The organism is Bradyrhizobium sp. 149 (assembly GCF_023073915.1).
GTDB lineage: Bacteria > Pseudomonadota > Alphaproteobacteria > Rhizobiales > Xanthobacteraceae > Bradyrhizobium.
This window is the reverse complement of sequence record NZ_JADPKK010000022.1, coordinates 1,412,721-1,435,162: the sequence shown is the minus strand read 5'-3', so window position 1 is coordinate 1,435,162 and position 22,442 is coordinate 1,412,721. Positions and strand designations below refer to the sequence as shown.

Genomic DNA, 22,442 nt, shown 5'->3' with positions numbered 1-22,442 from the left:
GTACTGGGTGGATGCCCCGTCAAGCCGGAGCATGACAGCGGAGTTGCGGAAGTGGTGTCTGCTACCGCAGCGGCTTCTTCAGCAGCGAGAAGCGGTCCGGGTCCAGCCCCATCGACGGTTGCAACATCGGGGCTTCGACGTTGGAGAGCGTCTTCGCGGGCGGCGCGGAGAACACTGGGTCGTTCGGCACGTCGCGCTGCGAGGTGGCGCCGCGCCAGCGCTCGAGCACGGCGCCGACGAAATGCATGTCGTGACCGGAGGTAACGGAGGGCACGCTGCTGATGGTGGCTTCGCCGCGCGGCAATTGATGCGGCGGTACCTCCTTGAAGCGCAGCCGCGTCGGCAGCGCAACGCCTTCGCCGAACGCCAGCACTTCGCGGGTGCCGAGCGAGGGCACGAACGAGAGCAGGTTCGCGGCCGCATCCGACACCGCGGCGCGCAGCAGCGCCTGGTCGCGTTCGTTGGCAAGACGCATCGTGAACAGCGTGTTGCACTGGGAGATGATGGTGGCGTCGAGCTCGGCCGGACGCTGGGTGATGAGGCCGAGATAGACGCCGTATTTGCGGCCTTCCTTGGCGATGCGCGACACCGCCTTGCGGGTCGGCCCGAAGCCGACATTGCGATCGGCGGAGGCGTAGCGGTGGGCCTCTTCGCAGACGAACAGCATCGGCGAAACGCCGTCGCTCCACAGGCCGAAGTCGAAGGCCATGCGGCAGAGCACCGAGACGACGGAATCGATGACCTCGGCCGGGAACCCGGCGAGTTGCATCACCGTCATCGGCTTGCCGTTGGCCGGCAGGCGGAACAGATGACTGATCACCTCGGCCATGGTGTCACCGCCGACATTGGCGTTGTCGAACATGAAGGCGTAGCGCGGGTCGTTGCGGACCGCCTCGATGCGGGAGATCAGCTTGTGATAAATGATGCGCGAGGAGCGGTTTTCGAGCTTGCCCATGCGCTCGTCGATCAGCGACATCAGATCGACCAGGCGATAGGGCACCGGCGTGTCGACGGTGTAGCCGATCTGCTTGGGATCGATGCGCTTCAGGCCGATGCGGTCGGCGTTCTGGTACTGGGTGTAGACGCCCTTGGCGAGCGGAATGACCTCGGCGAGGACGTCGAGCTCCTCGGGCACGCCCGCGCGGCCGCCGAACAGCACATCGACGATTTCCTCGAAATTGAACAGCCAGAATGGCAGTTTCAGATTGCGCGGGTTGAGTACCAGCGCGCGATCCCCGAAGCAGCGGCCATATTCGTTGTGCACATCGAGCAGGAAGATGCGCAGGTTCGGGCGTGCCTTGAGGATCTCGTTGAGCAGCAGCGAAACGCCGGTCGATTTGCCGACGCCGGTCGACCCCAGCACTGCAAAGTGCTTGGAGAGCATTTCCTCGATGTCGACATAGGCGATGACGGAGCGGTCCTGCTGAAGAAAGCCGACGTTGATCTGGTCCGATCCGGTCGGCGCGTAGATCGTGCGCAGCTCCTGGCTCGTGATCAGATCGACGGAATCGCCGATGGTCGGATAATTGGTGACGCCGCGCTGGAATTTGGCCTTGTCGGCGGCATTGAGAATTTCGCCGAGCAGATCGACCGAGGCGATGGCGATGAAGTTGTCGGCGCTCGACATGTTCTCGCAAGACACCTCGGTGATCATCGCGACGATGACCGAGCTGGCGCAGCGGATGCTGACAAAACGGCCGACGGTTGCCCGAACTTCCGAGATCGGCAGCCGGCTTTCAGCCAGCAGCCCGACCCGGGCGAGCGATCCGCGAACCGAAATCACACGTCCAAAGGATGTCACAATGAATGAACCTGACAAGAGCAAGGGCTTTGCCCGACTATGCGCAGCCGTCGCTGGACAAACGGTTAAGCGGCAGGCGCCGGCGCTTCATTAAATCCGTGACAATTCGGCTGCGAGGTTTGTTCCCAATACATATTTTTGGGCAGAAGCGGCCGGAAAATGGTGCTTTTCGCAGTCCGACGAGCCCGGGAGTGGTTAAGGAAGATTTTACCATTCAGCTACTCGGTCAGGCCGGTCGGGGGACGATTGTCATCTTGGACGGCCCGTCATTCGATCTCAGCGGCCCGGGTGATTTGTTGACGGGACCTAATCATTTGTACATTAGTACAAATGGACCGGCGGCCTCAGTGCCGCCCACCGGCGCGTGAGCCGGTTCCTGAGCCCGATTGCGCGATCCGGACCAGCGGATCGCAAGCCACGCCTTGGAGGACACCATGCAGCCCGAACCGATCCTCGATCTTGCTCATCTCGGCCACATGGAGCTGCTGACACCGAAGCCGGACGAGAGCCTGAAATTCTTCGTCGACGTGATGGGCATGACCGTCAGCGGCCAAAAGGGCGAGTCGGTCTATTTGCGCGGCTGGGACGATTACGAGCGCTACTCGCTCAAGCTGACGGCGGCGAAGACATCGGGCATGGAGCACATGGCGCTGCGCGCGCGCAGCCAGCAGGCGCTGGAGCGCCGCGTCGCGGCGCTGAAGGGTTCCGGCTTCGACATCGGCTGGATCGACGGCGACATGGGGCAGGGGCCGACCTTCCGCTGCCGCGATCCTGACGGCCACATCGTCGAGCTCTATTACGAGACCGAATGGTATCAGGCGCCGCCCGAGCTGAAGCCCGCACTGAAGAACCAGGCGCAGCGCTTTCCCGCGCGCGGCGTCAACGTCCGGCGCCTTGACCATCTCAACTGCCTCGCCACTGACATCAAGGCGAACCGCGAGTTCTTCGAGAACTATCTCGGCTGCCGTCTCACCGAGCAGATCGTGCTGAACGACGGCCGCGAAGCGGCGATGTGGCTGACGATGTCGAACAAGAGCTACGATTTCGCCTATTCGCTCGACCATTCCGGCACCCCCGGCCGCTTCCACCACGTCACCTACGCGCTCGACAGCCGCGAAGAGATTTTGCGCGCCGCCGACATCTTCCTGGAGAACGGCATCCACATCGAGACCGGCCCGCACAAGCACGCGATCCAGCAGACCTTCTTCCTCTACGTCTACGAGCCCGGCGGCAACCGTGTCGAAGTCGCCAATGCCGGCGCGCGCCTCATCCTCGCGCCCGACTGGAAGCCGATCGTGTGGACGGAAGAGGAGCGCAAGAAGGGCCAGGCGTGGGGTCTGAAAACGATCGAGTCGTTCCACACCCACGGCACGCCGCCGGTGGAAGTGAAGAAGCACGCCTAGTGAGTTGAGGTGCGCACGCGCGCGATCGTCTCACGCACGCCGGTCCATGCCGGCCTGTCCGGTGCGAACTGCTTGCGCAGGAAAGTGACGAGTTCCTCCACCTGCGCATCGCTCATGCTGTTCTTGAATGCCGGCATGTAGCCGAGTTCGCTCGACACCGGCTCGGCGATGCCGTGCAGGACGATTTGCACGAGATTGTCCGACGTGGCGCTGTGCAAATTGCTGTTGAGCGCGAGCGAGGGGCGGCTTCCGAACAGCGGCAGGCCGCCGACCTCGTGGCAGACGGCGCAGGCGCCCTGATAGATCCGCGCGCCGCTGGTGGACGCGATGGTGACTTGCGTCGCGCTTTCGAGACGTGACGCGAGCGCGTCCGGCGTTTCGGTTGCGGTGTCATTGAACGAGTTGAGATAGACCGCCATCGCACGGATGTCCTGATCGGGCAGGGCCTTGAGGTCCCTGACGATCGGCGCCATCGGGCCGGCGGCGACGCCGTGATAGCGCGAATGGCCGGTGCGCAAATAAGCGTAGAGCTCGTCCTCGTTCCATGGGATCGGTGCGTGTGACAACGAGCTCAGCGGCGGCGCTTCCCAGCCCTCGGCAAAACCGCCGGCGAAATAGGCGTTGCGCTGCTCGGCACCGAGCGCGTTGCGCGGCGAGTGGCAGGCGCTGCAATGGCCGAGCCCCTCGACGAGATAGGCGCCGCGATTCCAGACCTCGGACTTGGCAGGGTCGGGCTTGAACTCGCGGCTCCGGTGGAACAGCGCATTCCATCCAGCAAGTAGCGGGCGGAGATTGAACGGAAAGGCGAGCGTATTCGCAGGCTGGGTCGCGCGCACCGCCGGCTGCGCCATCAGATGAGCGTAGAGCGCCTGCATGTCGGCATCGCCAGTTTTCGCAAAGTGCGTGTAGGGAAAGGCGGGATAGAGTTGCCGTCCGTCGCGATGCAGCCCGTCGCGCATCGCGCGCTCGAAGGCGGGATAGGACCAGGCGCCGATACCAGTTTCAACGTCGGGCGTGATGTTGGTCGCGTAGATCGTGCCGAACGGCGTCTCCAGGGCACGGCCGCCGGCATTGAGCGCACCGTCGGTCGTGGTGTGGCACTCCGCGCAATTGCCGAGTGCGGCGAGTTGCTGGCCGCGCGCGATCGTCGCCGCGGAGTAGACAGAAGCATCGGGCGGCGCGATCGGCGCAATCGCGCGCCCTGGAACAAGCGCCGCGCCGATGCCGATCGCGGCGGTGCAGACAGCCGCGACTGTCGCGAAGATGCCGGCGCCTTTGGCGAACGGATTCCTCCAGATGCGGGGTGGTTGTGGCGTAGCGGGAGCCGGCAGCGCCTGCGGCGTGGCCGGTGCGTCGCCGCGCAATCCTTTCAGGATGCGCTCGGGCGTGAACGGCGGCTCGCGAAAGCGCACGCCGGTGGCATCGAAGATTGCGTTCGCAATCGCAGCCGCACTCGGGACCGAGGCAGATTCGCCGACGCCGAGCGGCGGCTGGTCCGCCCGCGGCAGCAGCAACACGTCGATCTTGGGCACGTCAGGGAAGGGGATGATCGGATAGGCGCCCCATTCGCGCGCCGCGACTGCGCCGCGCTCGAACGAGACCTTCTCCATCAGCGCGCGGCTGGTGGACTGGATGACGTTGCCATGGATCTGGTGGCGCACGCCGTCCGGGTTGATCATCAATCCGGAGTCCTGCCCGGCGACCACGCGCGTCACGCTGACATCGCCGGTCGACTTGTTCACGGCAACGTCGGTGACCCAGGCCGACCACGCCGCGCCGTAGCCGGGAAACTTGCTGTGAACGTAGAGCGCATAGGCAAAGCCGCGCCCATGCACGATCTCGCCGTCTTTCTCTTCGCGCACCGGCCGCGGCGTCCAGCCCGCGCGCTCGGCGACCGCATGGACGAGATCGACGGCGCGCTGGTCTTTCAGATAGCGCAAACGGTATTCGATCGGGTCGACGCCGGCTTCGGCTGCGGCCTCGTCGATATAGGATTCATGCGCAAAGGTGTTCGGCAGGGCGGAGACGCCGCGAAACCAGGACGCGCGCACGATCGGTGCCATGTCGTGCGCGACGACACGCATGTGGTCGTAATCGTAAGGCGGGACCGCGGTGCGGTCGCCCATCTGGAGGACGTCCGGCTTCGGCGATATCCGCCCCGTCAGCAACAGCGCCAAGGTCGGTGCAGCATTCGACGGATAGCGCGTGGCGAGATCGTAAGCCGCGACGCCGCCGTCCGCATCCAGGCCGCCATTGACGTCGATGAGTTGCGCGGCGCCTTTGGGCTCCCAGGCGTGTTCCTGCTCGCGCGTCAGCTGCACGCGTACGGGCCGGCCGACCGCGCGCGAGAGCAACAGCGCGTCCGCGGTGACATCGTCGGCGCAATTGCGACCGTAGCAGCCGGCGGCCTCCAACCTGATGACCTCGATCTCGCTGTCGGGACGCTCCATCAGCAGCGCCAGGTCTCCGCGCAGCACGTGCGGATTCTGCGTGCCCGACCAGACGCGGATGTTGCCGTCCTGGAAGTCGGCGACCGCGCAGGACGGGCCGATCGAGGCATGCATCTGATAGGGCCAGACGTAGGTGCGCTGCATCGGCTTGGCCGCGCCGGCAATGGCAGCACCGACATCGCCCTTGTCGATCAGCGTGCGCGGCGTCGACGGGTTGGCACGAAGCGCGGTCTCGACATCGTTGAGATCGGTCAGATCAGGCGTCGGCTTCCAGCTCACCGCAAGTTGCTCTGCTGCGCGGATCGCATCTTCCTCGCGCTCGGCGACCACGCCGACGAAATCGCGGATATGCACGACGGCTATGAGTCCGGGAATGTCCCGCACCGAAGATTCGTCAACGGCGATCAGGCTGGTGCCGACGAACGGGCCGGCGTCGACGCCGGCATAGGGCGGGCGCACCACGCGGCCGTGCAGCATGCCTGATACTCGGATGTCGTGCACGAAGGTCAGCTCGCCCGTGGCCTTGGCCGGCAGATCAACGCGGGGCATCGATTGGCCGACAATGGCGTAATCGCCGACCGCCTTGACCGCGACGTCGTCGGCAAGCTCGAGCCGAATGGTCTCGCCGCCGATCAACTCGCCATAGCTGACACTGCGATTGTCGTCCCCGCGCACGAGGCCGTCTTCGATTCTAAGATCGGCTGCCCGCAGCTCCAATCGCTCGGCCGCACGCGCGATCAGGAAGTGTCGCGCCTGCGCGGCGGCCTTGCGCAGGGGAACGGCGGTGATCTGGATGGTCTCGCTCGCGATCGTGGCGCCCTGGTTCGGCACCATTGCGGTGTCGCCGAGCACGACGACGACGCGCGCAAAGGAGACGTCGAGCTCTTCAGCCACGATTTGCCCAAGCGCCGTGCGGATGCCGGTGCCGAGATCGACATGGCCGTTGTAGGCCGTGACCGAACCGTCCGCGGTGATGCGAACGAACGTCTCGGATGTGCACTCGTCCACGGTGCGGACGACGACGAGCGAGCCGGATTGCAGCTCAGCTCCGTTCGAGACAGGGGAGGCCATCAGTCACCGGCCTCGGCGAACTGGCCAGACGCGCGCATGACGGCGCGCAGGATTTCGACGTGGGTGCCGCAACGACAGAGATTGTAGCGCAGTGCCGCAAGCGCCTCTTGTTCGGTGGGCCGCGGGTTGATCGCAAGCAGCGCCTTGGTGGTCATGATCATGCCATTGAGGCAATAGCCGCATTGCGCGGCCTGCTCGTCGATGAAGGCCTGCTGCACCAGATCCGGCTTGTCACGGGTGCCGAGCCCTTCGAGCGTCACGATGTCGCGGCCGATGCAGCCACTGATAGGGATGACGCAGGAGCGCGCCGCGGCGCCGTCGATCAGGACAGTGCATGTGCCGCATTCGCCGAGACCGCAACCGTATTTCGGCCCGTTGAGCGCGAGATCGTTGCGCAGCACGTAGAGCAGCGGCGTGTCTCGCGCCGCAGTGATCTCGTGGATCCTGCCGTTCACGGTGAGGCGGATCGGTGTCTGCGTCATCCTCTTTCCCAAATCGACTCGTTGAACGCCGCGGCCAATGCTTCGCGAAAATTCCAAGAACGCTCAAAACCTACGTTGCGACGATACCGTTTGTACACAAACGTGCAAGCCGTGCATGCCGCAGTGCAGCGCGAATGCCTTCTTTGTGGACAGAGTGGATAGGCAAATGAGGTTTTATGCGGCAGGCCTGTCTTTTACGTCGCACCGCCGCTTGACAGCCTTCGGGAGTGCGCGCAACATCGTTCGTGTACAAATGATAACTGCACTGTCGGCTGGCTTTGACATGGTGACTGAACCTACGAGCGCCGCCATCGACAAGATCCGCTGCGATGCCTGTCCGGTGATGTGCTACATCAAGCCGGGCGCGGCGGGCGCCTGCGATCGCTATGCCAATCACGACGGCAAGCTCGTCCGCGTCGATCCGCATGTGATCCTGGAGCGCACCGTCTCGCATGGCGGAAAGCTCGTTCCGTTCAACCGCACCGAAGATTGGGACGGCAGGATCGTCCACGAGCCTTCAACCTTTGTGACGGCGATCGGCGCGGGCACGACCTATCCCGACTACAAGCCGGCGCCCTTCATCGTCTCCGCGGAGGTCGATGGCGTCGACATGGTGACCGTGGTCACCGAAGGCATCTTCTCCTATTGCGGCGTCAAGGTGAAGATCGATACCGACCGCTATCTCGGGCCGGAGACCGCGACCGTCCGGGCGCAGGGCGAAGCGGTGGGCCATGTCACGACCAGCGAATACGGCTCGCAGATGCTGTCACTCGGCGGCGTACATCATCTGACCGGCGGCTCCAAGAAGGAAGGCCGCATCACCTGCGACACGCTGATGGACCTCGCCAATTGCAAGGCGGTCGAGCTCACCATCGACGGCGGTGCGAGCGTGGTGGTGCAGGCTGGTCAGCCGCCGATCGTCAACGGCATGAAAGAAGAGCGCATGCGCGTCGGCTGCGGCTCGGCGACGATCGGCATGTTCGCCAAGCAATGGCACGGCAAGGTCGACGAGGTCGTCGTGGTCGACGACCACATCACCGGCGTGCTCTCGGAGCACCAGGCCGGCAAGCTGCTCGACATCGCCGACACCGGCATCAAGCTGAAGGGGCGCCGCTCGACGCCCGGCCGCTATTTCCAGGTCGCCGATCCCGGCACGGGTTGGGGCGGCACCAATATCTCCGATCCGCTCGCGATCCTCGGGCCGTTCGACGCCAAGGAAGCCAGGGCCGGTCTCTCCATGCTGATGGTCTCCACGACCGGAGAGCATTCGTCCTACTACGTGCTCGACGAAGCCCTGAAGCCGGTCGAGACCGAGATGCCTGATGACCTCAAGTTCTCGGTCGAGCGCATTCAGGAGAATTGCGAACCGGCGTTGTGTACGGTGCTGTTCATGGCCGGCGCCGGTGGTTCCTTGCGGGCGGGCGTCACCGACAATCCGGTGCGGCTGACGCGCTCGGTGAAGGACGCGCTGACGCGCGTCACCAGTGGTGGCGCGCCTGTTTATGTCTGGCCGGGCGGCGGCATCACCTACATGGTCGACGTGACGCAGATGCCGGCGGGGGCGTTCGGCTACGTGCCGACACCCGCACTGGTCGCGCCGATCGAATTCACGATGAAATTGTCCGATTACGCTGCGCTCGGCGGGCACATGGATTATGTCAAGCCGCTGTCAGAGGTGCAGGGCGGCGACGATGTTCGCCAATTGCCTTGGCAGAACCCGATTCCGGGACCTCGGGCATGACTAGGCTCCCGCAAATCGCGTTGCTGTCTGATGGCCGGCGGCTGCATTTGCAGGATGGACCGATTGATCTGATCGTTGAGGCGAGGGGCGAGCCGAGCGAGGTGCGTGCAGCCTATGAGGCGGCCGCTCGGCGCTTCACGGGATTACTCGACGAGCTCTGCGCGGAACTGCCGGAGTTGCGGGCTGCCGTCGAGGGGCGGTCCTCGTTGGTAGGCGTTGTGGCGCGTCGCATGCACGCCGCGGTGGCGCCCTATGCCGCTGACGGCTTCGTCACGCCGATGGCCGCCGTGGCCGGCAGCGTGGCGGAGGAGGTGTTGGGTGCGATTCTGGGCGCGGCATCGCTCGACCGGGCCTATGTCAACAATGGCGGTGACATCGCCCTGCATCTCGGCGAGGGCGAGCATTTTTCGGTTGGCCTGATGGACCGGCCGGATCGCGACGGTGTGATGCGGACAATCAGGGTGGATTTCGATGATCCCGTGCGTGGCATTGCGACCAGTGGAAGGCACGGCCGCAGCTTTTCGCTTGGCATCGCCGATGCCGTCACCGTGCTGGCGGGATCAGCATCGCAAGCCGATGCGGCTGCGACGATCGTTGCGAACGCTGTCGATCTGCCGGGCCATCCCGCCATCATCCGAACGCCTGCAAGCGAGCTTCAGCCCGACAGTGATCTCGGCGCGCGGCTGGTGACCCGTGACGTTGGTGAACTGTCGCAGAACGAGATCAAGACCGCGCTCGAATCTGGCGCGGAATGTGCACGGCAATTATTCGATCGCGGATTGATCGAGCGGGCCGTGTTGCAGCTTTGTGGTGATATGCTTGTCATCGGGACCAAAGATATTGAACGGCAGCGATCCCGCCCGCTCACGCTGGAGAATGCGGTTCATGCCTGAACAGGGAAGAGACTTAAGGAAACAATCATGAGCGCGATCATCCGCAAGATCGTCACCGTCGTCGAAGAGACGCAGATGGAGATGGGCCGCCAGGTCTCGCCGCCGACCCGGCGTGCGGCGGCAATCGCCGTGATCGAGAATCCGTTTGCCGGACAATATGTGGAGGACCTATCACCGCTGATCGCGATCGGCGAGGAGCTCGGCGAGCTCTTGTCGAAGCGCGCCGTGGCCGCGCTCGGCATCGACGGTTCCAAGGCTCAGAGCTATGGCAAGGCCGCGGCCGTCGGCGAGAATGGCGAGTTGGAGCATGCGGCCGCCATCCTCCATCCGAAGATGGGCGCGCCGGTGCGTAAAGTACTGAGCAAGGGCGCTGCGCTGATCCCGTCGTCGAAGAAGCGCAGCGGACCCGGCACGACGCTGGACATTCCGCTGGGTCACAAGGACGCAGCTTTCGTGCGTAGTCATTTCGACGGCATGGAAGTGCAGATCAACGACGCGCCGCGCGCCAATGAGATCATGGTCGCGGTCGCCGTCACCGACAGCGGCCGTCCGCTGCCGCGCGTCGGCGGGCTGACGGTTTCGGAGATCAAGGGCGAAGACGGACTGCGTTAGTCTTTTCAGAAAAGTGGAGGTTGGGATGCGAGCAAAGAACTATTTCGTCGGCGCGGCATTTGCGCTGTTGGCGAGCGGCATGGCTCATTCGGCTCTGGCGCAGGACATCAAGATCGGCGAGATCAACAGCTATTCGTTGCTTCCGGCGTTCACGGAGCCCTATCGCAAGGGCTGGCAGCTCGCGGTCGAAGAGATCAACGCGGCCGGCGGCATCAACGGCAAGAAGCTGGTCGTCATCTCCAAGGATGACGGCGGCAAGCCGGCGGATGCCCAGACCGCGGCCAACGAGCTGGTGTCGAGCGAGGGCGTGGCGATGCTGACGGGTACGTTCCTGTCGAACATCGGTCTCGCCGTCAGCGATTTCGCCAACCAGAAGAAGGTGTTCTTCCTCGCGGCCGAGCCGCTGACGGACGCCATCACCTGGTCCAAGGGCAACAAGTACACGTTCCGCCTGCGCCCTTCCAACTACATGCAGGCGGCGATGCTGGTGGAAGCAGCCAGCAAGTTGCCGGCCAAGCGCTGGGCAACGATCGCGCCGAACTATGAATACGGCCAGTCCGCGGTCGCGGTGTTCAAGAAGCTGATGTCGGAGAAGCGGCCCGACATCCAGTGGGTCGACGAGCAGTGGCCGCCGCAGGGCAAGATCGACGCGGGCCCAGTGGTACAGGCCGTTGCAGCGGCCAATCCCGAAGCGATCCTCAACGTCACCTTCGGCGCCGATCTGGTAAAGCTCGTGCGCGAAGGCAACACCCGCGGCCTGTTCAAGGGACGCGAGGTCGTCTCGTTCCTCACCGGCGAGCCCGAATATCTCGATCCGCTCAAGGACGAGACGCCCGAGGGCTGGATTGTTACGGGTTATCCCTGGTATTCGATCAAGACGCCCGAGCACGACGCGTTCCTGAAGGCCTATCAGGCCAAGTACAACGACTATCCGCGCCTCGGCTCGATCGTCGGCTATCAGACCATCAAGTCTGCAGCAGCGATCCTGGCCAAGGCGGGTTCGACGGATCCGGAGAAGCTGATTGCTGCCGCGGAGGGCTTGTCGATGCCGTCGCCGTTCGGCGAGATCACCTTCCGCAAGATCGATCACCAGTCCACGCTGGGTGCCTATGTCGGCAAGACCGCGCTGAAGGACGGCAAGGGCGTGATGGTGGACTCGTCTTACAAGAAGGGCGCGGACTATCTGCCTGGTGATGCCGAAGTCGAGAAGCTGCGTCCGAAGGATTGATGCAAAGAGAGACCGGGGCCTCGTGGTTCGAGACGCGCGTCGCTGCCGCGCTCCTCACCATGAGGTTCCCGAACCTCATCCTGAGGAGGCGCGTAGCGCCGTCTCGAAGGATGAAGCCCAATACTGAGACTTATGTTTAACCCGGACCGCTGATGGCCTTTTACGTCGTACAGTTTCTGACCGGTCTCGCCAGCGCAGCGTCGCTGTTCCTGGTGGCGTCGGGCCTGTCGATCATCTTTGGCGTGACGCGGATCGTGAATTTCGCGCACGGCGCCTTCTACATGATCGGCGCCTACATCGCCTTCACGCTCACGGAGCGCCTCTCAGGCGCATTCGGCTTCTGGGGTGCAATCGTCGCGGCAGCGTTTGCGGTGGCTCTGATCGGCATCATCGTCGAGATGGTGCTGCTCCGGCGCATCTATCACGCGCCAGAGCTGTTCCAGCTGCTCGCGACTTTCGGCCTGACCCTAATGGTCGAGGACCTCGTCGTCCTGATCTGGGGACCCGACGATCTCGTCGGCCGCCGCGCGCCAGGCTTCAGGGGGGCGATCGATTTCTTCGGCCAGAACATCCCGAGCTATGACCTGTTCCTCATCGTGCTCGGACCCGTCGTGCTCGGCATTCTCTGGCTCTTGTTCCAGCGCACGCGCTGGGGCGTGCTGGTGCGCGCGGCGACGCAGGACCGCGACATGGTCGCGGCGCTCGGCGTCAATCAGAAATGGCTGTTCACATCAGTGTTTGCGGTCGGCGTTTTCCTCGCCGCCCTCGGCGGTGCGCTCCAGATCCCACGCGATGCCGTGCATCATGCGATGGATTTGCGCATCATCGTCGAGGTTTTCGTCGTAGTCGTGATCGGCGGTCTCGGCAGCATCATCGGCGCTTTCGTCGCGGCGGTGCTGGTGTCGGAACTCAACGCCTTCGGAATCCTGATCTTTCCAAAGATCTCCATCATCCTGGTCTTCCTGGTGATGGCGGCAGTACTGATCGTGCGGCCCTGGGGTCTGTTCGGCAGGCCCGAGGCGCCGGCGCGCAAGACGCCGGGGCTCACCGTCAATCCCTGGCGACCGCTGACGTCGAATGAGCGGCTGGCTGCGCTCGCAGCGCTCGTCGTCGCGGCGACGTTGCCGTTGTTCGCCGGCAACTATGCACTGACCGTTGGCTCGGAGATCGCGATCTCAGTGATCTTTGCCGTCAGCCTGCACTTCCTGATGTCGGTCGGCGGGCTCGCCTCGTTTGGCCACGCCGCCTATTTCGGCCTCGGCGCTTACGGCGTCGCTTTCCTCGCCAAGATGGCGGGACTGCCGATGATCGGCTGCCTGTTGCTCGGTCCGCTGCTCGGCTGCATGGGCGCCGCCGTGTTCGGATTCTTCGCGGTGCAGCTCTCCGGCGTCTATTTTGCGATGTTGACGCTCGCCTTTGCGCAGATCGTCTGGTCGATCGCGTTCCAGTGGGTGAGCGTGACCGGTGGCGACAACGGCATCTTGAGTATCTGGCCTGAAAAATGGGCGGCGAGCCCGTCGCATTTCTATTGGCTGGCGCTCGGCGTTTCGGCGCTCGTGACGATCGCGCTGCGGGCCATGGTGTTCTCGCCGTTCGGCTATGCGCTGAGGGCGACGCGTGACTCGCTGCTACGGAGCGAAGCGGTCGGCATCAACGCCAAGCGCATCCAGTGGACGGCGTTCGTGATCGCGGGCACGACCGCCGGCATCGGCGGCGCGCTGTTCGCCTACCTCAAAGGCAGCGTCTTCCCGGACAATCTCGGCATCTCGCTCTCGGTCGATGCGCTTGTCATGGTGCTGCTCGGCGGTGTGGAGACGGTGTCGGGCGCGGTGATCGGCGCCATCGTCTACAAGGCCTTGAACATCTGGCTGGTCAGCCAGACCGACCTGTCAAAACTCGTGCTGGGCGGCTTCATCGTTCTGATCGTCGTCGTCTTCCCCAAGGGCATTGTCGGCATGTTGGAGATGCTGGCACAGCGTCGCAGGAAGACATCGCCGCCGGGATCACCTTTGCTTGCCAAGCCGATCGAGTCCGCCGAATGAGCGTCGCCCCCCCACTTCTCGCGGTCGAAGGACTGACCAAATCCTATGGCGGCGTCCACGCCGTGCGCGGCGTCTCGTTCTCACTGCGATCAGGCGAAATCCTGGCGCTGATCGGACCGAACGGCGCTGGCAAGAGCACCTGTTTTGACATGCTCAACGGACAGAACAAGCCTGATACCGGCCACGTCCGCCTTCTCGGCGAGGACACAACCGGTAGGAAGCCGCGCGAGATCTGGCGGATGGGCGTGGGCCGCACCTTCCAGATCACCGCGACCTTCGCGACCATGACGGTACGCGAGAACGTGCAGGTCGCACTAATCTCGCACGGAAAGCAATTGTTCAATCTTTGGGGCTCGGCACCGAATTTTGACCGCGACGAAGCCGGGCGACTGCTCGAGCTGGTCGGCATGGGCGGTTACGCGGATCGCCCCTGCGGTGAGCTTGCCTATGGCGATCTCAAGCGGCTCGAGCTCGCGGTCGCGCTCGCCAATCAGCCAAAGCTGCTGCTGATGGACGAGCCGACCGCCGGCATGGCGCCGCGCGAGCGCGTCGATTTGATGCGGCTGACCGCGCAGATCGCCCGGGAAAAATCGATCGGCGTTCTCTTCACCGAGCACGACATGGACGTGGTGTTCGAGCATGCCGACCGGATCATCGTGCTCAACCGCGGCACGCTGATCGCCGAGGGCTCGCCGGCGGAGGTGCGCGGCAATCCGCAGGTGCAGGCGGTCTATCTCGGCGAGGGCCTGCTTTACGACGCCGGGCATCGCGAGGGAACCTCGGCATGAAGCTCACGGTGCAAGACCTCAACAGTCATTACGGCCCGGCCCATATCCTGTTCGACATCGGCTTCGAGGTCGGCGAGGGGGAAGTGGTGGCGTTGCTCGGCCGCAATGGCGCCGGCAAGTCGACGACGTTCCGCTCGATCGTCGGGCTCGTCGCGCAGCGCTCGGGGCGGATCATGTTCGAAGGCAACGACGTCTCGGCGCGTCCGACACATGAGATCGTGCGGGATGGGCTTGGTTACGTGCCCGAGGAGCGGCGCATCTTCACCGATCTGACGGTGGAAGAGAATCTCGAGGTCGGCCGCCAGCCGAAGCGTCCAAACGCCCCGCACTGGACCCGCGAAAAGCTGTTCGCGCTGTTTCCGAATCTGGGTGAGATGAAAAATCGCCCGGGTGGACGAATGAGCGGCGGCGAACAGCAGATGCTCACCATCGCACGCACGCTGATGGGCAATCCGTCGCTGGTGCTGCTGGACGAGCCCTCGGAGGGCCTGTCGCCGAAGATCGTAGAGCAGATGGTCGAGGCCATCCTCACCATGAAGAAGGAGGGCGTCAGCATCGTCGTCTCCGAGCAGAATCTGCACTTTGCGCGGCTGATCTCCGATCGCGCCTATATCATCGAGCGCGGCCGCATCTGTTTCGGCGGCACCATGGCCGAGCTCGACGCGCGTCCGGATATCCGCGACGCGCATTTGTCGTTGTAGGGGGCGGGGAGCGGATGGCGAGAAGCGTGGCGGTGAAGAAGAGCGTCAAACCGGCAAAGTCGTCCTACGTGCTCGACGAGCAGGTTGGCTTCATCCTTCGCCAGGTCTGGCAGCGCCACAGCGCGATCTTCTCTCGCGAGATCGGCACCAATATCACGCCGACGCAATGGGCGGCGCTGTCGAAGCTCGCCGAGTCCGGGCCATGCTCGCAGAACCAGCTCGGGCGCCTGACGGCGATGGACGTCGCGACCATCAAGGGCGTGATCGATCGTTTGACGGCGCGCGGTCTCACCGAGACCAGCCAGGATCCCGAGGACGGACGGCGGCTTCTGGTCAGCCTGACGCGTGCGGGGCAGCAGCTGGCGGAAAAGGTGGCGCCGAATGCGCTCGCGATCACCCGGGAGACGCTGGCGCCGCTCGAGGCAAAGGAACGCGAGATGCTGATGGCGCTGTTGAACAAGCTGCGGTGAGGCGCGACTAACCTCGATGAAGGTCTTCTCGAGGTTAGTCGGTATGCGAGCGGCGACGCGGTTTGCGATGGGTCTGGGGATGAGCGCGGTGCTGGCGGGCCAGTGTGCTCCCGCCTGGGCGGCGCAGGCGTATGAGGGGTTCTGGGCATCGAGCAAAAAGGATTGCCGTGATCAGGACAGCGCTAACCGCATGAGCATCGAAGGCGGCAATCGCCTCTACTGGTATGAGACGCGTTGCCGCGCCGGCGAGATCATCGCGGACGGGAAGCTCAGCTGGAAAATGAAGCTCGCCTGCGAAGGCGAAGGCGAAAAGTTTCGCTCCAGTCCCAGGGTTTCCATCGCTGCGGATGGCAAGCTGGTGATCGACAACGGCCCGGTTGGCGAGGCCAAGCGCCAGATCTACGTGCGTTGTGAGATCGCCAAGCCGCGCTGATCTCCGCGCTTCCCGCGTCTCATGACCATTTGGCGGCAGGCCGGCAACTCGTTCGACGCCGTCGAGGAGCCATGCGGAGCGGCGAGCCGCTCCGGCTGCCTCACTTCGCCACCACCTCCGGCACCCTGCTGGCCGGCGGGGTGTTGCGGCTGCGCTGGGTGCGCACGATGCCGTCGATGATGGTCATGCCGATGCCGGGGAGGTCGCCGAGCTGGACGCTGTCCAGGATGTTCTTGCCGGCCGAATGCTGCGCCTTGTCCATGACGACGAAATCGGCCGAGCGGCCGACCTCGATCAGGCCGCAATCCAATTCGCGCATGCGTGCCGTGTTGCCGGTGGCCAGGCAAAACGCGATCTCGGCCGGCAGGTCGCCGAGCGAGGACAGCATCGAGACCATGCGCAGAATGCCGAGCGGCTGCACGCCGGAGCCCGCCGGCGCATCGGTGCCGAGGATGACGCGGTGCAGATCGTTCATCTCACGCGCGATGCGCAGCGTGAACAGCGCCGAGCGCTCATTGCCATTGTGCACCAGCTCGAGGCCGCGCTTGCAGCCCTCGCAGATGCAGCGGATCTGGTCGTCGGGAAGCGCCGTGTGGCCGCCATTGATGTGACCGACCACATCGGTGTCGGCCTCCAGCACCACGTCCTTGTCGATCAGGCCGGAGCCGGGGATCGAGGGGCCGCCGGTGTGGATCGTGCTCTGGATGCCGTATTTTCGTGCCCAGCCGACCATTTTGCGCGCCGTGGGTCCGTCCTTGACGCCGCCCAGGCCCACTTCGCCGAGCAGCTTGACGCCGGCTGCGGCCAACTCTTGGAAATCCTCCTCGACCATCTCGCATTCGATCACGGGCGCACCGGCATGAACCTTCACGCCCCCGGGCCGCAGATTCCAGAATGCGCGCTGGGCGAAGATTGCCATCGCCTTCAACCCGATGACGTCGCGCGGGCGGCCGGGCATATGCACTTCGCCGGCGGAAATCATCGTGGTGACCCCGCCATGCAGATTGCTGTCGATCCAGCCGATCTGGTTCTGGCGCGGCGTCCAGTCGCCGGCAACAGGGTGGACATGGCTGTCGATCAGGCCGGGTGCCACCGTGGTGCCGTTGGCCTCGACGATGGTGGTCGCGCCTTCGGTGTTGAGGTCCTTGAAGCGGCCGATCGCGGTGATCTTGCCGTTCTCGGCGACGATGGTGTCGCCGTCCAGGATCGGCTTTTCCAGCGCGCCGGACAGGATCAGGCCGATATTTCGGATCACGAGCTTCGAGGGTCCGGTGGCCTGGGGTGCGTCATGCGCCATGGAATGGGTCCTTGTCCTTAACTGCAACGCTTCCGATCTTGAGCAGCCTTGACCGCGGGATCAAGCCGGATTATTCATTAGTATACAAATGATCGTGTACAAACGACGCATAGCTGCCGCCTTGAAAACCGCCACCACGCGCCACGGAAGGGTGAGATGAGCAATTTCAATCAGGAAGCCGTTTTGAGCGTCCACCACTGGACCAACACGCTGTTCTCCTTCAAGACCACCCGCAGCCCAACCTTCCGCTTCCGCAACGGCGAATTCACCATGATCGGGCTCAAGGTCGGCGAGAAGCCGCTGCTGCGGGCCTACAGCGTTGCCAGCGCCAACTACGAGGACACGCTGGAGTTCTTCTCGATCAAGGTGCCGGACGGCCCGCTCACCTCACGGCTCCAGCATCTGAAGCAGGGCGACGAGATCATCGTCAGCCGCAAGGCCACCGGCACGCTGGTCATCGACAATCTGGAGGAGGGGCGCAACCTCTACCTGATCGGCACCGGTACGGGGCTTGCGCCGTTCCTGAGCGTGATCAAGGACCCCGAGACTTACGAGCGGTTCGAGAAGGTCGTGCTGCTGCACGGTTGCCGGCACGTGAAGGAGCTCGCCTATGGCGAGATGATCACCGAGACGCTGCCGAAGGACGAACTGATCGGCGACTGCATCCGCAATCAGTTGATCTACTATCCCACCGTGACGCGCGATCCCTTCCGCAATCGCGGCCGCATCACCGACCTCATCACCTCGGGCAAGCTGTTTTCCGACATCGGCCTGCCGGCACTGGAAGCCGCCCACGACCGCGTCATGATCTGCGGCAGCCCGGCGTTGGTGGCGGATACCCGCGTGCTCCTAGGCGAGCGGGGTCTTATCGAGGGCAACCACGGCGAGCCGGCCCAATTCGTGGTCGAAAAGGCCTTCGCCGAGCGCTAGGTCCGGAACTCCCGCGCAATAAGATCGCATTTTCGCCGCCGGGCGCCCGTTGCGGCGCCGATTCGGCACGCGATACTATGGGGGAACGAATCAGCGGAGTTCCCATATGGTTGCGGACAGCGACAGCAACATCGCCTGGCATCGGGTTCAGTTGAAGAAGAACCGGGCCGAGTTGAAGGCGCTCGAGACCGCGCGCTTCACGATGGGCGAGATTGCATCTTCGAAGCGGAACGGCCAGACCCAGAAGGCGATCGGGGAACTCAAGCGCAAGATCGCGCAGTCCGAGCGCGCCGTCGCCGATTACGACAAGCGCACGCGCCGTCCGCTCACCACCGACCTGCAAAGCCTCAGCAACGGCAGCTGGAGCAATTGGGACGCCTACACCAATCAGCGGCAGCGCAAGGCTGGGCCGCGCTTGCCGGAACGGCGCTAGGCTTTCATCCTCGTTCCATCTGTAAGGACAAGGTGGCGTCTGTTCCGCCCTCTGTTCGCGATGCGACCCGGCAGGCTTGTTGCCGCGGCGTGCTGCATCTCCAGACGATCGACCAACTCCCGCTCTAAGTCTCCCGCGCAATAGATCCAACCGACCGACGCGCTCTTGCGTGCGGCGATCAATGTCTGGCGTTCCTTTACGGATGATAGCGATGTCGTGCTTTCGACAGGAACGGCGAGCTTCGGCCCCTGTTGTTACGACATCATGAATGCAGGAAGCGACGATGAGCAGCAAGCAGCCCAAGCTATACACCCCGACCGAGAAAGACCTGCACGAAAATCCCCTGATCGGCGCATCCAAGGGCGTCACCATGGCGGGCGCCTCGCCTGAGGATCTCGAGGAGATCATGGGCGAGAACACGATCGAGGGTGATCTCGAAAACGACGTCAACGCGGCCGGTGGCATCGACAAGGACGTCGCGCGCAGCGGCTCCCACCGGCGCCGCCGCTGACGACTGGAGGTTTCTATGCAAGGCAACAAGACGCATGAGCAGCAGCTGCGCATCCTCGAACGGAAGGATGACGTTCCGGATCAACGGCAGCTCGACCAGACGATCGGCCGGAACCCCGAGGATAACGCCGTCCATCACGTCAACCGGCAAGCGCGGCAGAGCGAGTTTCCGGTGAGCAGGGGCGGTCTCAACCAGGAGAGCGACCACAACAAGCACAACGATGCCGGCCAGAGCGGCCACAAGCCACCGAAACCGACACCGGCACAAGAGAAGCATTGAGCTTCAGGGACGATCAACCCAAGAGGAGAGACCGATGCCAGGTGGGCATGGCAGTAAGACGCATTTCAGAGCGGGTATGCACGGCAAGGGCGACGGCACCGGCGCCATGACGGATGTGCCCAAGGAGAAGATCGGCGACAACATGGTGCTGTCCAACCGCGACAAGGCGCAGCACTCGGACATTCGCGGCATGGACGGCAAGTCCATCCAGACCGAACAATATCAGGATCACTCGGCCAACCGCCTCGTCGGCGAGGATGAAGAGGGCGAGGAGTCCTGAGCGAAGCGTTCCTCCCGAGCAACTTGCGGACCGGTTTTCAGCCGGTCCGCTTTTTTGTCGGCCCGAGATCGCGCTCCCAGCCGAACACGGAGCGGCCGTCGAGATCGGGCGAGGCCGCACGCTCTCCGGCGATGTAGGCGTCGACCGATGGCCCGCGCGCGGTGCGCTCCAGCCGCCGTGCCTGGTCGTCGAGCCGCTTGATGGCCTGCATCTCTTCCTCGCGCCCGAGCTTTGCGTTCTGGATCGCATCTTTGAGCACGCGAATGGTTTCGTCATAGACCTTGATCGGAACCGGGTAGGGATGCCGGTCCTTGCCGCCATGGGCGAGCGAGAAGCGCGCAGGGTCGTTGAAGCGATAGGGCGCGCCGTGCACGACTTCGGCTACCATCGCCAGCGAGCGCACGGTGCGCGCGCCGACGCCGGGCGTCAGCAGCAGTTCCGGAAAATCGACCGGGCCGCGCTCGGCCGCGGCCGCGAGTGTGCCGTGCAGGCGGCGCGCGAACACATCTTTGGGCCGGACGTCATGGTGCGCGGGCATGATCAAATGCGGCAGCATCGCCTGCGCAGGCTCGGGCGCAATCCCGGTGAGCCGCTCGAATTCGGAAAGGATGCGATCCGGGCCGAGATCGCTCAGGAGCGCGAGCTGCGCGTTGCGCGAGATCGCGGCGCGATGGTCGGTGAGATTGACGATCTCGCCTTGCAACGGCCCGTCGATCGCGCTGTGCGGCGTATCGACAAAACTCTTCAGCGCCTCGGAATGCCAATGATAGCGGCGGGCCTGCCGCTTGTCGCCGTTCATGCCCTGCTGCACCACGGTCCATTTGGCGTCGGCCGTGACGAAGAATCCGTGCAGGTAAAGGTCAAAACCGTCCTGGACCGCGGCGCTGTCGACCTTCGCCACCAGCCTGCTCGCACGCGTGAGCTTTGCGCCGTCGAAGCCGATGCGGTCGCCGAGCTGCATCAGTTCGTCCGGAGTCTTGCGCGAGTGCTGACCACGCCCGCCACAGACGTAGATTCCTAGCTCATCCTGGAGCGGGCCTAGCCCGCGCTTCAATGCGCCGATCACGGAGGTCGTGATGCCTGAGGAGTGCCAGTCCATCCCCATGACAGCACCGAACGACTGGAACCAGAACGGATGCGAGAGGCGCTGGAGGAATGCGTCGCGGCCGTAGTGATGCACGATCGCCTGCGTCACGATCGCGCCTAGCGAAGCCATGCGGGTCGCGAGCCAGGGGGGAACCCGGCCGGTGTGAAGGGGAAGGTCGGCGCTGCCGGTCCGTCGAGTCATGATCGTCTAGAGATAGCGCAGTTCGGAGAAGGTTGCACCAGAGGGATGCTGCGTTGCACTGAGCGGGGGAGCGAAGCCGCTGTGAAGGCGTTGAGCGCGGACGCCTGATGCAACGCGGGGACATGGATGAATCTGCAAGCGATTTTGGCCGACATCGATGAGATGCTCGGCTGGGTGCCGTCGTGGTTCGTCGGTCTCAGCCTGATCGCCGTCGCGATCCTGCTCGCATTGTTCCTGTATCGGGTCGCGGTATGGCTCCTCAACCGTGCCTTCGGAACCCGCCTCGCTCTGTTGGCCGTGTTCATCGAGCGTACGGCGGGGCCGGCCCGGCTGGCCATGTGTCTTGCTGCCGTTGCGCTGGCTCTGCCGCTTGCACCGCTCGATGACACCATCCGCACGCCGCTGGTGCGCGTGTTCATCGTCGCCTTCATCGCGCTGATCGGCTGGATATCGATCCGGATCGTCGACATGAGCGCGGCGCGCTATCTGCGGAACTTTCGCGACGTGACCGAGAACCTCGTCGCGCGCAAGCACGTGACGCAGATCCGCGTGTTCAAGCGCGTCACCGACACCATCATCGTCATCATCACGGTCTCCACCGCGCTGATGACGTTCGACTCGGTCAGGCAATATGGCGTCAGCCTGTTCGCCTCGGCCGGCGCAGCCGGTATCATCGTTGGTCTTGCCGCGCGCCCGCTGCTCAGCAACCTGATCGCGGGTTTGCAGATCGCGATCACCCAGCCGATCCGCATCGAGGATGCCGTGATCATCGAGAACGAGTGGGGCTGGGTCGAGGACATCGCCTCGACCTATGTGGTGATCCGGCTGTGGGACTGGCGCCGTATGGTGGTGCCGTTGTCCTACTTCATCGAAAAGCCGTTCCAGAACTGGACCCGGGACGCAGCGTCCCTGATCGGTACGATCGCGCTCAACGTCGACTACCGCGCCGACGTGCCGCGGATCCGCTGCTGGTTGGAGGAGGCGGTGAAGCAGTCCAAGCTCTGGGATGGCGAGGTGGTCAATCTCCAGGTGATCAACGCGGATTCGCGCACCATCGAGCTTCGCGCCCTCGTCAGCGCCAGGAATGCACCGCAATCCTGGGACCTGCGCTGCGAGATGAGGGAGAAGCTCATCGCCTTTATCCGCGACGAGATGCCGGAAGCGCTGCCGCGCGAGCGCGCGATCCTGATCCCGTCGGGAGGGGGCGGCGATGATACTGATTTCGTGCGACGCCCCGCCGCGCCGGAAAAGATGCGGGCGAGCGCACGCAATTGACCTACTCGCGCGCTGCCTTCGTGGCGCCGCGCAC

22 protein-coding genes are annotated in these 22,442 nt (G+C 64.2%); 17 read left to right on the top strand and 5 right to left on the bottom strand.

The window, feature by feature from the left end; all coding sequences use genetic code 11:
- Nucleotides 1-61: 61 nt before the first annotated feature.
- The gene (locus IVA88_RS24565; protein ID WP_247499733.1) at nucleotides 62-1,627 is read right to left on the bottom strand and encodes an ATP-binding protein; all 1,566 of its coding nucleotides are present in this window, start codon (nucleotides 1,625-1,627) and stop codon (nucleotides 62-64) included.
- Here IVA88_RS24565 and IVA88_RS24560 point away from each other — a divergent pair.
- Together IVA88_RS24560 and IVA88_RS24555 are read left to right on the top strand one after the other, a co-directional pair.
- Nucleotides 1,605-1,895, top strand: a complete 291-nt coding sequence (locus IVA88_RS24560) for a hypothetical protein (RefSeq protein ID WP_247499732.1) — start codon at nucleotides 1,605-1,607, stop codon at nucleotides 1,893-1,895. The two genes, IVA88_RS24565 and IVA88_RS24560, sit on opposite strands and share 23 nt — an antisense overlap.
- Before the next feature lie 340 nt (nucleotides 1,896-2,235).
- Nucleotides 2,236-3,204, top strand: coding sequence for a catechol 2,3-dioxygenase (locus IVA88_RS24555; protein WP_247499731.1), 969 nt, complete (start codon nucleotides 2,236-2,238; stop codon nucleotides 3,202-3,204).
- Here the strand turns inward: IVA88_RS24555 and IVA88_RS24550 are convergent.
- Together IVA88_RS24550 and IVA88_RS24545 are read right to left on the bottom strand one after the other, a co-directional pair.
- On the bottom strand, nucleotides 3,201-6,725 hold the full coding sequence (locus IVA88_RS24550; protein ID WP_247499730.1) for a molybdopterin cofactor-binding domain-containing protein: 3,525 nt from the start codon (nucleotides 6,723-6,725) through the stop codon (nucleotides 3,201-3,203). The genes IVA88_RS24555 and IVA88_RS24550 overlap by 4 nt on opposite strands.
- A complete protein-coding gene (locus IVA88_RS24545) occupies nucleotides 6,725-7,207 on the bottom strand; it encodes a (2Fe-2S)-binding protein (RefSeq protein ID WP_247499729.1) in 483 nt (160 codons plus the stop codon). The genes IVA88_RS24550 and IVA88_RS24545 overlap by 1 nt, the downstream gene beginning before the upstream one ends.
- Nucleotides 7,208-7,490: 283 nt before the next feature.
- On the opposite strand from IVA88_RS24545, the gene IVA88_RS24540 reads away from it, so the two are divergent.
- The 9 genes from IVA88_RS24540 to IVA88_RS24500 all read left to right on the top strand — a co-directional run bounded on the left by IVA88_RS24540 (nucleotide 7,491) and on the right by IVA88_RS24500 (nucleotide 16,115).
- On the top strand, nucleotides 7,491-8,948 hold the full coding sequence (locus IVA88_RS24540; protein ID WP_247499728.1) for a 6-hydroxynicotinate reductase: 1,458 nt from the start codon (nucleotides 7,491-7,493) through the stop codon (nucleotides 8,946-8,948).
- Nucleotides 8,945-9,841, top strand: a complete 897-nt coding sequence (locus IVA88_RS24535; protein WP_247500404.1) for a UPF0280 family protein — start codon at nucleotides 8,945-8,947, stop codon at nucleotides 9,839-9,841. Before IVA88_RS24540 ends, IVA88_RS24535 begins: the two co-directional genes overlap by 4 nt.
- Before the next feature lie 27 nt (nucleotides 9,842-9,868).
- Nucleotides 9,869-10,453 carry an amino acid synthesis family protein gene (locus tag IVA88_RS24530; RefSeq protein ID WP_247499727.1) on the top strand — a complete coding sequence of 195 codons (585 nt, stop codon included), beginning with the start codon at nucleotides 9,869-9,871 and terminating at the stop codon, nucleotides 10,451-10,453.
- A 25-nt stretch (nucleotides 10,454-10,478) separates the two neighbouring features.
- A complete protein-coding gene (locus tag IVA88_RS24525) occupies nucleotides 10,479-11,681 on the top strand; it encodes an ABC transporter substrate-binding protein (RefSeq protein ID WP_247499726.1) in 1,203 nt (400 codons plus the stop codon).
- Nucleotides 11,682-11,833: 152 nt separating this feature from the next.
- Nucleotides 11,834-13,723, top strand: coding sequence for an ABC transporter permease (locus IVA88_RS24520; RefSeq protein WP_247499725.1), 1,890 nt, complete (start codon nucleotides 11,834-11,836; stop codon nucleotides 13,721-13,723).
- On the top strand, nucleotides 13,720-14,511 hold the full coding sequence (locus tag IVA88_RS24515; protein WP_247499724.1) for an ABC transporter ATP-binding protein: 792 nt from the start codon (nucleotides 13,720-13,722) through the stop codon (nucleotides 14,509-14,511). Before IVA88_RS24520 ends, IVA88_RS24515 begins: the two co-directional genes overlap by 4 nt.
- Nucleotides 14,508-15,212 (top strand): ABC transporter ATP-binding protein, encoded by a 705-nt coding sequence (locus tag IVA88_RS24510; RefSeq protein ID WP_247499723.1) that lies wholly within the window; start codon nucleotides 14,508-14,510, stop codon nucleotides 15,210-15,212. Before IVA88_RS24515 ends, IVA88_RS24510 begins: the two co-directional genes overlap by 4 nt.
- Nucleotides 15,213-15,226: 14 nt before the next feature.
- Nucleotides 15,227-15,682 carry a MarR family transcriptional regulator gene (locus tag IVA88_RS24505; RefSeq protein ID WP_247499722.1) on the top strand — a complete coding sequence of 152 codons (456 nt, stop codon included), beginning with the start codon at nucleotides 15,227-15,229 and terminating at the stop codon, nucleotides 15,680-15,682.
- Between the two features lie 43 nt (nucleotides 15,683-15,725).
- Nucleotides 15,726-16,115 carry a hypothetical protein gene (locus tag IVA88_RS24500; RefSeq protein WP_346657651.1) on the top strand — a complete coding sequence of 130 codons (390 nt, stop codon included), beginning with the start codon at nucleotides 15,726-15,728 and terminating at the stop codon, nucleotides 16,113-16,115.
- Nucleotides 16,116-16,215: 100 nt separating this feature from the next.
- Here IVA88_RS24500 and IVA88_RS24495 read toward each other — a convergent pair whose 3' ends face one another.
- A complete protein-coding gene (locus IVA88_RS24495) occupies nucleotides 16,216-17,412 on the bottom strand; it encodes an amidohydrolase family protein (RefSeq protein WP_247499720.1) in 1,197 nt (398 codons plus the stop codon).
- Nucleotides 17,413-17,568: 156 nt separating this feature from the next.
- Here IVA88_RS24495 and IVA88_RS24490 point away from each other — a divergent pair, with 156 nt between their 5' ends.
- The 5 genes from IVA88_RS24490 to IVA88_RS24470 all read left to right on the top strand — a co-directional run bounded on the left by IVA88_RS24490 (nucleotide 17,569) and on the right by IVA88_RS24470 (nucleotide 19,845).
- Nucleotides 17,569-18,342, top strand: coding sequence for a ferredoxin--NADP reductase (locus IVA88_RS24490; protein WP_247499719.1), 774 nt, complete (start codon nucleotides 17,569-17,571; stop codon nucleotides 18,340-18,342).
- Between the two features lie 106 nt (nucleotides 18,343-18,448).
- The gene (locus IVA88_RS24485; RefSeq protein ID WP_247499718.1) at nucleotides 18,449-18,775 is read left to right on the top strand and encodes a hypothetical protein; all 327 of its coding nucleotides are present in this window, start codon (nucleotides 18,449-18,451) and stop codon (nucleotides 18,773-18,775) included.
- A gap of 283 nt (nucleotides 18,776-19,058) precedes the next feature.
- Nucleotides 19,059-19,286: a hypothetical protein gene (locus IVA88_RS24480; protein WP_247499717.1), complete on the top strand. Its 228-nt coding sequence runs from the start codon at nucleotides 19,059-19,061 to the stop codon at nucleotides 19,284-19,286.
- Nucleotides 19,287-19,301: 15 nt separating this feature from the next.
- On the top strand, nucleotides 19,302-19,565 hold the full coding sequence (locus IVA88_RS24475) for a hypothetical protein (RefSeq protein WP_247499716.1): 264 nt from the start codon (nucleotides 19,302-19,304) through the stop codon (nucleotides 19,563-19,565).
- Between the two features lie 34 nt (nucleotides 19,566-19,599).
- The gene (locus IVA88_RS24470) at nucleotides 19,600-19,845 is read left to right on the top strand and encodes a hypothetical protein (RefSeq protein ID WP_247499715.1); all 246 of its coding nucleotides are present in this window, start codon (nucleotides 19,600-19,602) and stop codon (nucleotides 19,843-19,845) included.
- Between the two features lie 37 nt (nucleotides 19,846-19,882).
- On the opposite strand, the gene IVA88_RS24465 is transcribed toward IVA88_RS24470, so the two are convergent.
- Nucleotides 19,883-21,133: a DUF763 domain-containing protein gene (locus IVA88_RS24465; RefSeq protein WP_247499714.1), complete on the bottom strand. Its 1,251-nt coding sequence runs from the start codon at nucleotides 21,131-21,133 to the stop codon at nucleotides 19,883-19,885.
- A gap of 126 nt (nucleotides 21,134-21,259) precedes the next feature.
- On the opposite strand from IVA88_RS24465, the gene IVA88_RS24460 reads away from it, so the two are divergent.
- Complete coding sequence (locus IVA88_RS24460) at nucleotides 21,260-22,408, top strand: mechanosensitive ion channel family protein (protein ID WP_247499713.1); 1,149 nt, start codon at nucleotides 21,260-21,262, stop codon at nucleotides 22,406-22,408.
- The last annotated feature ends 34 nt before the right edge of the window (nucleotides 22,409-22,442 follow it).